The organism is Streptomyces sp. YIM 98790, assembly GCF_011421595.1.
In the GTDB taxonomy this organism is placed as follows: Bacteria; Actinomycetota; Actinomycetes; order Streptomycetales; family Streptomycetaceae; genus Streptomyces.
In genome coordinates this window covers 37,616-44,513 of the sequence record NZ_WTLH01000025.1, presented here as the reverse complement: position 1 = coordinate 44,513, position 6,898 = coordinate 37,616, and the positions used below count along the sequence as shown (strand labels likewise).

The following is a 6,898-nucleotide window of genomic DNA, read 5'->3' as shown; positions in this document are numbered from 1 at the left end:
GGCGGCAGGCGGGGTTGCCGCACGGCCGGCCGTGGGCCGGCGGCACCGGATTCGGGTCGAGCAGCGATTCCGGCTCCGGCGGGGGCAGTTCGGGCAGCGCGAGCAGCCCGCCGGGTGCGACGGCCGCGTCTCCCTCGCTCCCCGCGGCGACCCCCGCTCCGGTCGCGGCACCGCCGGTCGCGGCTCCGCCCGTACGGCCCGCGCCGGGCCGTACGGCGCCGGGGTCCGGCCCGTCGGACCCGGCCGCCGGGGTGGCGTCCGGGCCGGGAGCGGTGTTGCCGGGCTCGGGCACCGGGCTCATGGGGCCTCCTCCGCCGGGGGCCAGCCGAGGGCCCGGCGGACCGCGGCGGTGTACCGGGCCACCGCCTCGGCCGCCGCTCCCGCGGTGTCCGGGCCGAGCGGCGGGCCGTAGAGCGCCTCGCGGGCCGCCTCGTACAGCGGGTGCAGGCCGATGTGTTCGGCGTGCAGCAGCCCGGCCGCGAGCTGCCGGTAGGTGTCCAGCTCCCGGCGCAGCTCGGCGCGGCGGGCGCGCAGCCGCCCCGCCGTGTCCTGCGCGGCGCGGATGCGTTCCTCCAGCGCGCCGATGCGTCCGCTGAGCCGGTCCAGCGCGCGGTGGAGCTGTGCCACCGGAGGCCGGCCGCCCGCCGTGCGGTGCGCCCCGTGGTACGCGGCCAGGTCCACCCACAGCTGTGCGGCGACCGCCCGGGGCGCGGTGTCCGGCGGATCGGCCGCGGCCGGCGGCGGCAGGTGCTCGATCCGGGTGTCCAGCTCGCGCAGCCGTGCCGTGATCCGCCCGATGCGGTGGCGCAGCCGCACCGACTCCCGGGCCGCGCGCCGGGCGGCGGTGCTGCCGCCGTCCCACACCAGCAGCAGGCGGCAGTCGCGTTCCGCCAGCTCCCCGCACAGCTCGACCAGTTCCGCCGGGGTGGCGGCCCGGTTCATGCCCAGCACGGCCACGGTCAGCGACAGCCGCAGTCCGCGCAGCAGCTCCCGTGCGCCCGCCGCGGGGCCGTTGCCGCCGCTCCCGCGGCTCCCGTCGCCGCCGCCCTCGCCGTCCGGCCGGTCCGGCGTCCGGTCCGGCGGGCCGTCCTCCTCCGGTGCCCGCAGCCGGACCCGTTCGGCTATCCGCCGGGCCACCTCCTCGGCGGTCCGCCCGGCCGCGTGCACGGCCAGATCCAGGCTGCCCACCGGCGGGATCGTCTCCGGCGGGGCGGAGGAGACCACCACCGGCCGGTCCGGGGAGAGTTCGCGGTCGGCGAGCGCCAGCGCCCGCTGCACCGTCCGCTCGCGCACCGAGCCGGGCGTGATCTCGGTGGCGTAGACGGGGGCCGGGTCCCGGCCGCTCAGCCAGCGGGCCAGGCGGGCGGCGTAGTCGGCGTCCACCCGTTGCGTGGCCGAGGCCGTGGTGGCCAGGCCGGGTTCCACCCCGTGGCGCCCGCGGGCCCAGCGCTTCACCTCGGGCAGGTACCGGATCACCGTGTCCACCGGGATCATGTGCGCGAGCATCAGCGGTGCCGCGCCCGCCCGGTCCAGATAGGCGGTGACGGTGATCCCCAGCACCCCGGTCGGGCGGCCCATGTCCAGCACCGGCCCGCCGCTGAAGCCGTGCCGCGGCAGATGGGCCTGGGCCGGATTGAGCTGCACCCGCTCGCCGAACGTGCGGCTCACCGTGGCCCCGAACGCGGCGCCCCGGCCCTGCATCACCGCCTCGGAGTAGCCGCACAGCTCCACGGACAGCCCGGCCGCGGGCGCGGCCCGCACCAGCGGCGCCGAGGGCCGTCCGGGCGGCGGGCTGTGCACGGTGAGCAGGGCAAGATCGGCGCGGTCCTCCCGGGCCGGGTGCCAGCAGCCCTCCCGGACGGTCGCCGGGGAGCCGGCCGCGCCTTCGATCTCCGGGAACTCGACGGTGACCGGCGCGTCCCGGCCGGGTAAGACGTGCGCGCAGGTGAGCACGGTGTCGCCGCCGAGCAGCACACCGGAGCCGATGACCTCCCCGGATCTGGGGGAGCGGATGCGGACCCGCCAGGGGTCCCGCGCCGCGGGCATCTCGCCGCTGCTGCCGCGTCCGCGGCCCCGGCGGTCCCCGGCGCCGCGGCCGGCGCCGCCGCTTCTGCCGCTTCTGCCGCTTCTGCCGCTTCCCCGGTCCATGCGGGGTGCGTTGCCCCGGCCGCTTCCGTCACCCGTGCCGCCGCCGTCGTCCCCGAGCCCCGTACCGATCTGCCTCATCGCGTGACCGAACCCTCCCCATCGAAAGCAGGATAAACACGACCGACTCCCCGCTGTAACCTCTCGTACAGAAGCGGTGGTTGACGGGCGCGCGGGCGCGGACGGCGGGAGGGACATCCGGTGGCTCAGGAGGAGAAGCAGGCGGCGGACAGCGAGATCGGTCTGGCGGACGTGATCCGGCAGGTGCGCCGGGATCTGGAGGCCGCGCAGCGGGAAGCCCTCCGGGACGGGCACGAACTGCGCTTCGCCGTGGACCGGGTGAGCCTGGAGATCACCGTGCAGGTGCGCCGGGAGGGCTCGGGCCGCACCGGGCTGCGGATCGGGGTGGTCACCGCCGATCTGGGCGGGAGCGTCGCCAAGGACACCACCCACCGCATCCAGGTGGATCTGCTGCCGCGGGGCGGGCAGCAGGGCTCCTTCGAGGTCGGCGGGGAGCGGCTCGGCGGTTCCTGAGGCGGGAGTCCGCCGGGGGCGGCACCGGCCCCGGGGCCGGTGCCCACGGTGCGGCCGGCCGCGGGCCCCGAATCCCCCGGCCCCGAATCCCCCGGGCGCCGGACCTTCCGGGCGCCGGGCGGCCGCGTCCGCCGGTGCTCACAGGGCGGCGCGGGCGCGCTCCACCAGGTGCCGGGACTCCTCCGGGGTGGCCGCCTCCACCACCAGGTGGCTGAGCAGCTCCGCGTAGGGGTCGGTGTCGGCGGGCCGGTCGAAGTAGACGGCGGAGCTGAGCTGCTCCAGGTAGGCGATGTCCGGCAGTTCCCCGCCGGGCAGCCGCAGCAGGGTGACCGGGGCGGCGCCGGTGGCGCAGCCGCCGTTGCGCAGCGGCAGCACCTGCACGGTGACGTGCGGCAGTTCGCACATGGCGAGCAGGTGGGAGAGCTGGGCACGCATGGTCCGGGGCCCGCCGACCGCGCGGTGCAGCACCGCCTCGTCGATCACCGTCCACAGCTGCGGGGGAGCGGACGCGGCCCGGTGCAGGATCTGCTGGCGCAGCAGCCGCACCTCGGCGCGGCGGGCCAGGATCTCCGGCGGGTCGGCCCGGTGCGCCAGCCGGATCACGGCGTCCGCGTACTCCGGCGTCTGGAGCAGCTCCGGCACGGCCTGCACGTCATAGGTGCGGATGACCGCGGCGGCCTGCTCGAAGCCGAGGAAGTCCTGGTACCAGTCCGGGACCACGTCGCAGTACGGCTGCCACCATCCCGGGGTGTTGGCCTGCCCGGCCAGGGTGAGCAGGTCGGCGCGCTCGGCCTCGTCCGTGACGCCGTACAGGCCGAGCAGCCCGGTCAGGTCGCGCGGCTTGCAGCCGGTGCGGCCCAGTTCCAGGCGGCTGATCTTGGAGGTGGAGGAGCCGATCCGGGCCGCGGCGGACTCCCGGGAGATGCCCAGGTCCAGGCGGAGCCGTCGCAGGCGGCTGCCCAGGATCAGACGCGGGACCGTCGGCCCCGGCTGGTCGGCGGGCCCGGTCCGTTCTCCGGGCCGTGGTCCGGTGGTCTCGCTGATGCCCATGCGTGCTCCCGTGTTCCGGCGGTAGCGCGGCTACCCCAAGCAGCGGAGCCCAGCGTCTCATTTCCGCACGGGTGCGCACAGCGGGCGGGACAAAAGGGATTCACCGCACGCCTTGGGCCGCCCCTTCGGCCGCCGCTTCGGCCGCCCTTTCGTCCGTTCGGCCGCCCGTCGGCCGGGCGTTGCGCGGAACGGCACCGCTCAGGCCGGGTCGGCCGCCCGTGCCGTGCCGTCCGGGCGGCACAGCACCCGGCCGGTGACGATTTCCGGCTCGATGCGGAGGAAGACCTCGTCCCCGATCGCGGCCCAGGCCGGCATGGCGGCGTTCCGCAGCCGGGCGGTCTCCGACGGGTCGGTGACCAGCGAGGCCCGGCCGGTGACCACCACGCTCCAGCCGTCCTGCCGCCCCGGGTCGAACTCGTCCACCTCGAAGGCGGCCACCCCGCCCGCCACGGACCGCGCGATGCGGGAGGAGGCCGAGGTGCGCAGGACGATCGTCCCGTCCCGGTCCAGCCAGAAGTTGACCGGCCGGATGGCGGGCAGTGCGTCCTCGGTGTAGACGACGCGGCCGACCGGCACCCGGGCCATCAGCCGCAGGCACTCGGCGCGGTCGAGATCACGGAAGCCGCCGGAGAGATACACGCACCCCAGCATCCACCCTGGCCCCCATCCCCCGCCCAGGGCCGACCGGCCCTGTCCCCGTCCCCGTCCGGCCCCTCCCGTCCCCGTCCGGCCTCTCCCGTCCCCGTCCGTTTCCTCCCGGCCCTGCCGACCGACGCGGATCTCCGGGGACGGCCGCGCACCGAGGAGGGTGCGCTCCGGCTCCGGAAAACCGGGTGCCCGGTGCCCGGCCCGGCGGCGATGCTGGGGGGATGCGGGTCCGGGAGACGCAGAAAGCGCGGAGTTTCGCCGCGCTGGCGGAGTGGGTGCGGGGGCGTCCGGCGCGGTGCGGGCCGGTGCGACTGGTGGCGGTGGACGGGCCGGGCGGCGCCGGGAAGTCCACCTTCGCGGCGCGGCTGGCCGTGGCGCTGGGCACGGCGCCCGGCGCGCAGGGGCAGGCCGTGCCGGTGGTGCACACCGACGACTTCGCCTCCTGGGACAACACCCTCGACTGGTGGCCCCGGCTGGAGCAGCAGGTGCTGCGGCCGCTGGGCGCGGGCCGCCCCGGCCGCTTCCAGCGGTATGACTGGGAGCGCCGGGCGCCGGCCGAGTGGCACGAGGTCCCGGTGGCCGGGGCGGTGGTGCTGGAAGGGGTCTCCTCCGCGCGCCGGGCCGTGGCCTCGCGCCTGAGCTGCGCCGTCTGGATCGAGACCGGCCGCGGCGTGCGGCTGCGCCGCGGGCTGGAGCGTGACGGTGAGCAGGCGCGTCCCCTGTGGGATGCCTGGATGGCCGATGAGGACCGGCACTTCGCGGACGACGGCACGGCGCTGCGGGCCGATGTGCGGGTGGCCGGCGATCCCGGTCCCGGTGCGCCGCCGCACGATCCGGACGCCGCCTTCGTCCGCCTGTCGCCCCCCTGACGGTCCGTCGCCCCGTGCCCGTCCCGGCCGGAGCCGTCCGCCGCACGCCCTCCCGGCCGGGGGCCCCCGCGCGCCCGGGCCGCCACCGCCCGGGGCATCCCGCCCCGGCCACCGGTACCGTCGTGGGCGCGACGGCGACCACGGGGAGGCGCACATGACAGCATCGGACACAGCACCGCACGCGGCGCGCATACCGCGCATACCGGGCTTCGCGGACTGGCCTCCCGCCGAGCCCCCGTCCGCGGCCGGCAAGGCGCGGCGCGACGCCGTGCCCCTGGCCTCGCACGCCGGACTGCGCCCGTACCCCGGCCGCCCGGACCCCGTCGACGCCGTCATCGCCTCCAACGAGGGCCGCCTGTCCGAGCTGGTCCCGATCCGGGTCGGCCGGATGGCCGCCTCCCCCTTCGCGTTCCTGCGCGGCACGGCCGGGCTGATGGCCCACGACCTGGCCCGCGCCACCCCCGCCACCGGCATCACCGCGCAGATCTGCGGCGACGCGCACGCCGCGAACTTCGGCCTCTACGCCGACGCCCGCGGCGCCCTCGTCATGGACCTCAACGACTTCGACGAGACCGCCCCCGGGCCCTGGGAATGGGATCTCAAGCGACTGGCCGCCTCCCTGGTGCTGGCCGGCCGGGAGGCCGGGGCCGGCGAGGACACCTGCCGCACCGCCGCCCGCGACGCGGCGGGCGCCTACCGCCGCACCATGCTGCTGCTGGCCGAGATGCCCGCCGCGGCCTCCTGGAGCGCCATCCCGGACGAGGAGCTCGTCTCGCACGCCGACGCCCACGACCTGGAGGGCATCCTCGAGCGGGTCGGCAAGAAGGCCCACCGCAACACCAGTGCCCGCTTCGCGGCCAAGTCCACCGAGCGCCTTCCCGACGGCGGGCGCCGCTTCGTGGACTCCCCGCCCGTGCTGCGCCGCGTCCCGGACGCCGAGGCCGCGGCCGTCGCCGGCTCCCTCTCCGCCTACCTCGGCACTCTCCCCGACGACCGCCTGCCGCTTCTGGCCCGCTACGCCGTCCAGGACGTGGCCTTCCGGATCGTCGGTACCGGCAGCGTGGGCACCCGCTCCTATGTGGTGCTGCTCCAGGACCACCGCGGCAAGCCCCTCGTCCTGCAGGTCAAGGAGGCCCGCCCCTCGGTGCTCCGGCCCCACCTGGCCGCGGCCGGCTTTCCGCTCCCGGCGCCGGAGCACGAGGGGCGCCGCGTCGTCCTGGGCCAGAAGCGCATGCAGGTGGTCTCCGACATCCTGCTGGGCTGGATCACCGTGGAGGAACGCCCGTACCAGGTCCGTCAGTTCCGCAACCGCAAGGGCAGCGTGGACGCCACCGCGCTGAAGCCCGGCCGCCTCGACGACTACGCCCGGATGACGGGCGCGCTGATGGCCCGCGCGCACTCCCACACCGCCGACCCCCGCGCCATCGCCGCCTACTGCGGGGAGACCGACGAACTGGACGAGGCCGTCGCCGCGTTCGCGGTCGCCTGCGCCGACCGCACCGAGGCCGACCACGCCCTCCTCACCCGGGCCGTCCGCGCCGGGCGCCTCCCCGCCGTCTCCGGCGCCTGACGCCGCCGTCTTCCCGCCCCGCGCCGCGACCGCCGGGGCCGCCGGGCCGCCGGGCCGCCGGGCAGGGACGACGGGACGACGG

General features: G+C 77.3%; 6 protein-coding genes and 1 pseudogene. 3 read left to right on the top strand and 4 right to left on the bottom strand.

Going from position 1 to position 6,898, the window contains the following annotated elements; all coding sequences use genetic code 11:
- Positions 1–301, bottom strand: a pseudogene (locus GQS09_RS07120) (hypothetical protein); the annotation flags it as partial.
- Positions 298–2,046, bottom strand: coding sequence for a serine protease (locus tag GQS09_RS07115; protein ID WP_165985141.1), 1,749 nt, complete (start codon positions 2,044–2,046; stop codon positions 298–300). The gene GQS09_RS07115 and the pseudogene GQS09_RS07120, both read right to left, overlap by 4 nt.
- Positions 2,047–2,346: 300 nt before the next feature.
- On the opposite strand from GQS09_RS07115, the gene GQS09_RS07110 reads away from it, so the two are divergent.
- Positions 2,347–2,679 (top strand): trypco2 family protein, encoded by a 333-nt coding sequence (locus GQS09_RS07110; RefSeq protein ID WP_165985140.1) that lies wholly within the window; start codon positions 2,347–2,349, stop codon positions 2,677–2,679.
- 138 nt (positions 2,680–2,817) lie between these two features.
- On the opposite strand, the gene GQS09_RS07105 is transcribed toward GQS09_RS07110, so the two are convergent.
- Positions 2,818–3,729, bottom strand: a complete 912-nt coding sequence (locus GQS09_RS07105) for a helix-turn-helix transcriptional regulator (protein ID WP_165985139.1) — start codon at positions 3,727–3,729, stop codon at positions 2,818–2,820.
- 198 nt (positions 3,730–3,927) lie between these two features.
- The gene (locus GQS09_RS07100; protein WP_165985138.1) at positions 3,928–4,368 is read right to left on the bottom strand and encodes a pyridoxamine 5'-phosphate oxidase family protein; all 441 of its coding nucleotides are present in this window, start codon (positions 4,366–4,368) and stop codon (positions 3,928–3,930) included.
- A 314-nt stretch (positions 4,369–4,682) separates the two neighbouring features.
- On the opposite strand from GQS09_RS07100, the gene GQS09_RS07095 reads away from it, so the two are divergent.
- Positions 4,683–5,246 carry a uridine kinase gene (locus tag GQS09_RS07095; protein WP_207957550.1) on the top strand — a complete coding sequence of 188 codons (564 nt, stop codon included), beginning with the start codon at positions 4,683–4,685 and terminating at the stop codon, positions 5,244–5,246.
- A gap of 154 nt (positions 5,247–5,400) precedes the next feature.
- Positions 5,401–6,816 (top strand): DUF2252 domain-containing protein, encoded by a 1,416-nt coding sequence (locus tag GQS09_RS07090; RefSeq protein WP_207957549.1) that lies wholly within the window; start codon positions 5,401–5,403, stop codon positions 6,814–6,816.
- Positions 6,817–6,898 lie beyond the last annotated feature (82 nt).

Excerpts from the sequence above, each read along its gene's own strand:
- GQS09_RS07115 (WP_165985141.1), bottom strand. The coding sequence starts at position 2,046 with ATGCCCGCGGCGCGGGACCCCTGGCGGGTCCGCATCCGCTCCCCCAGA.
- GQS09_RS07105 (WP_165985139.1), bottom strand. The coding sequence starts at position 3,729 with ATGGGCATCAGCGAGACCACCGGACCACGGCCCGGAGAACGGACCGGG.
- GQS09_RS07090 (WP_207957549.1), top strand. The coding sequence starts at position 5,401 with ATGACAGCATCGGACACAGCACCGCACGCGGCGCGCATACCGCGCATA.